This is a genomic window from Micromonospora sp. 4G55 (assembly GCF_016803375.1).
This window is the reverse complement of sequence record NZ_JAEVHN010000573.1, coordinates 1-3,919: the sequence shown is the minus strand read 5'-3', so window position 1 is coordinate 3,919 and position 3,919 is coordinate 1. Positions and strand designations below refer to the sequence as shown.

At 72.7% G+C, this 3,919-nt stretch carries 3 protein-coding genes; 2 read left to right on the top strand and 1 reads right to left on the bottom strand.

The window, feature by feature from the left end:
* Window positions 1–493: class I SAM-dependent methyltransferase (locus tag JNW89_RS30090; RefSeq protein WP_238451653.1), on the top strand; the 493-nt coding region annotated here is incomplete at its 5' end.
* Between the two features lie 82 nt (window positions 494–575).
* Here the strand turns inward: JNW89_RS30090 and typA are convergent.
* The gene (typA, locus tag JNW89_RS30085; protein ID WP_238451652.1) at window positions 576–2,444 is read right to left on the bottom strand and encodes a translational GTPase TypA; all 1,869 of its coding nucleotides are present in this window, start codon (window positions 2,442–2,444) and stop codon (window positions 576–578) included.
* A gap of 134 nt (window positions 2,445–2,578) precedes the next feature.
* Here typA and JNW89_RS30080 point away from each other — a divergent pair.
* On the top strand, window positions 2,579–3,919 hold a 1,341-nt coding region (locus JNW89_RS30080; protein ID WP_238451651.1), incomplete at its 3' end, for a DedA family protein.

Genomic DNA, 3,919 nt, shown 5'->3' with positions numbered 1-3,919 from the left:
GGGCTGGGAGCCGGTCGGCGTCGACCTCTCCGGCGGGCAGCTCCGGCACGCCCGCGCCCGGCTGCCGGTGACCCGGGGCGACGCCGCCGCGCTGCCGGTAGCCGACTCGGCGCTGCCGGCGGTGGCCTGCGTGCTCGCCCACACCGACATGCCCGACTACCCGGCCGTGATCGCCGAGGCGGCCCGGGTGCTGGCGCCCGGCGGGCGCTTCGTCCACGTCGGCGTTCATCCGTGCTTCATCGGCCCGTTCGCCGACCGGTCCGACCCCGGGCGGATCGTCGTCGACGGCGGCTACGCCGAGCGGGAACGCAGCTTCCGGGTCTGGTCGACGCACGGGGTGCGGGCCCGGGTCGGCGCCTGGCACGTACCCCTGGCCGACCTGCTCAACGCGGTCACCGCCGCCGGCCTCACGCTGACCCGGACCACCGAGTCCGGGTCCGGCCCGGTGCCGGACCTCTTCGCCCTGCTCGCCGTCAAACCGGTCCGGTCCTGACCGACGGCCGGTGCGGAGCGGGAACGGGCGGAGCCCGGACCGCCGCTGCGGTCCGGGCTCCGGTGGTGTGCCGGGCGGTGGGTCAGCCGGCGTGCTTGCGACGGGCGGCGGTCCGGCCGCGCACCGTCTGGTCCAGCACCACCTTGCGGATCCGGACCGCGCTCGGGGTGACCTCGACGCACTCGTCCTCGCGGCAGAACTCCAGCGCCTGCTCCAGGGAGAGCTTGCGCGGCGGGATCAGCTTCTCGGTCTCGTCGGAGGTCGACGCCCGCATGTTGGTGAGCTTCTTCTCCTTGGTGATGTTGACGTCCATGTCGTCGGAGCGGGAGTTCTCCCCGACGATCATGCCCTCGTACACCTCGGTGGTCGGCTCGACGAAGAGCTGTCCGCGCTCCTGCAGGTTGATCATGGCGAACGAGGTGACGGCGCCGGCCCGGTCCGCGACCAGCGAACCGTTCTGCCGGGTCCGCAGCTCGCCGAACCACGGCTCGTACGACTCGAACACGTGGTGCAGGATGCCGGTGCCCCGGGTGTCGGTGAGGAACTCGGTGCGGAAGCCGATCAGGCCGCGCGCCGGGACCAGCCACTCCATCCGGATCCAGCCGGTGCCGTGGTTGACCAGCTGCTCCATCCGACCCTTACGGGTGGCCAGCAGCTGGGTGATCGCACCCAGGTACTCCTCCGGGGCGTCGATGGTCAGCCGCTCGACCGGCTCGCAGATCTTGCCGTCGATCTCCCGGGTGACCACCTGCGGCTTGCCGACGGTCAGCTCGTAGTTCTCCCGGCGCATCTGCTCCACCAGGATGGCCAGCGCCAGCTCACCACGGCCCTGCACCTCCCAGGCGTCCGGCCGCTCGGTCGGCAGCACCCGCAGCGAGACGTTGCCGACCAGCTCCTTGTCGAGCCGGTCCTTGACCATCCGGGCGGTGACCTTGGCGCCCTTGACCCGGCCGACCAGCGGCGAGGTGTTGGTGCCGATGGTCATCGAGATGGCCGGCTCGTCGACGGTGATCAGCGGCAGCGGGATCGGGTTCTCCGCGTCGGCCAGGGTCTCACCGATCATGATCTCCGGGATGCCGGCGACCGCGATGATGTCGCCCGGGCCCGCCGAGTCGGCCGGCTTGCGCTCCAGGCCCTCGGTCATCAGCAGCTCCGAGATGCGCACCCGCTGGGTGCTGCCGTCGGTGCGGCACCAGGAGACCGACTGGCCCTTGCTGATGGTGCCCTGCCGGACCCGGCACAGCGCCAGCCGGCCGAGGAACGGGGAGGCGTCGAGGTTGGTGACGTGCGCCTGCAGCGGCGCACCGTCCTCGTACGCGGGCGCCGGGATGGTGTCCAGCAGGGTGCGGAACAGCGGCTCCAGGGAGCTGCTGTCCTCCGGCACCGAGCCGTCGGCCGGCTGGGTCAGCGAGGCGATGCCGTCGCGGGCGCAGGCGTAGACGATCGGGAAGTCGATCTGCTCCTCGTCGGCGTCCAGGTCCAGGAAGAGCTCGTAGGTGTCGTCCACGACCTCCTTGATCCGGGCGTCCGGGCGGTCCACCTTGTTGATCACCAGGATGATCGGCATGCGGGCCTTGAGCGCCTTGCGGAGCACGAACCGGGTCTGCGGCAGCGGGCCCTCGCTGGCGTCGACCAGCAGGACGACCCCGTCGACCATGGTGAGGCCGCGCTCCACCTCGCCGCCGAAGTCGGCGTGGCCGGGGGTGTCGATGATGTTGATGGTGACCGGGTCGGAGCCGTCCGCCGGCATGTACCGCACGCCGGTGTTCTTGGCGAGGATGGTGATGCCCTTTTCCCGTTCGAGGTCCATCGAGTCCATGACCCGCTCGGTTACCTCGCCGCGGGCGCCGTAGGCGCCGGCCTGCCGCAACATGGCGTCGACCAAGGTCGTCTTGCCGTGGTCGACGTGGGCGATGATGGCGACGTTGCGGAGGTCGGTGCGAAGCTGCATACCCTCCATACTCCTGTCTACGGTTGCCGGGGCACGTGTCGGGGTCACCCCCAGATGGCCCGGATCTATGCCGGAACTGCTGTTCCGACCGTTCGCGCGGCTGGCATGCTGGCCCCCGTGTTCATGGGGACCGGATGCATGACCTGCTGACCTCGTTGCAGGGCCTGCCGTCCCTGCTGATCTATGTGATCGCCGCGACAATCGTCGCGGGGGAGACCGCGGTGATCTTCGGTCTGCTGGTGCCGGGCGAGGCGACCCTGTTGCTGGTCGGCTTCTTAGCCTACGCGGGGACGCTTCGGCTTGTTCCCGCGCTGCTCGTCATGACAGGTGCGGCGGTGATGGGAGACACACTCGCGTTCCGGTCCGGCCGCCGGTACGGCCCCCGGCTCCGTGCCAGCGGGCTGGGCAGCCGGGTGGGACCCGAGCGGTGGGCCCGGGCCGACGCGCTGCTGGGCCGGCTCGGCGGTCGGGGGGTGTTCGCGGCCCGGTGGATCGCCTTCGCCCGGACCCTGGTGCCCCGGCTGGCCGGCGCGGCCGGCCTGCCGTACCGGCGGTTCGCGCCGTGGAACCTCGCCGGGGTGACGACCTGGGTGGGCGGCTCGGTGCTGCTCGGCTACCTGGCCGGCGAGTCGTACGAGACGGTCTCCCGGCTGCTGGGCCGGGCCACCGGGGTGGTGCTGGTGCTGCTGGCCGTGCTGGCCGCGATCGTGCTGGCCGGGCGGTGGCTGGGCCGCCATCCCGACCCGGCGCGGGCGCTGCTGACCCGGGCCGCCGCCCTGCCGCCTGTGCGCTGGGTCACCGGCCGGTACGGCATCCTCTTCTTCCTGATCGCCATGCACCTCGGGCCGGGCTGGGCGCTGCTGCTCAACCTCGGCGCCGGCCTGCTGCTGCTGTCGGCGGCCGGGTTCGCCGTCGCCTGGCTGCTGGAGGCGGTGGTGCGCTTCAGCGGGCTGGCCGTGGTCGACGGCGCGATCGCGGACTGGTTCGCGCACCGCCGTACCCCGGGCGCGGTGCAGGCCGCCCTGACCACGGTCTCGGTGCTGCGGGGGTCGTTCCTGATCGTGCTGGTGGCGGTGGTGGCCGGGGTGCTCGCCTGGCGACACCGGCCCTGGCGGGCGGACCTGCTCAGCGTCTTCGGCACGGTCGGGGCCTTCCTGCCGCTGGTGGTCCTGGCGGTGGTCGCCGACGTCACCCCGTCGGCCCGGGCGGCTGTCATGTTCCCGACGCAGAACGCGGTGGTGGCCGCGAGCCTCTGCACGCTCGCCTGGCTGGTCTCCCGCGACGCCCGCTGGCCGGTGGCGGTGGCCGCCTGGACGGCGGCGGCGGCCGGCATCGCCGTCCTCGGCGGGGCCCGCCTCTACCTGGGCTGGAGCACGGCCAGCGGGACCGTCACCTCGGTGCTGCTCGGGGTGGCCTGGACGGCGGTGTTCGTGGTGGCCTGGGCCACCCGGGACCGGGCGGTACGCGCCACCGGC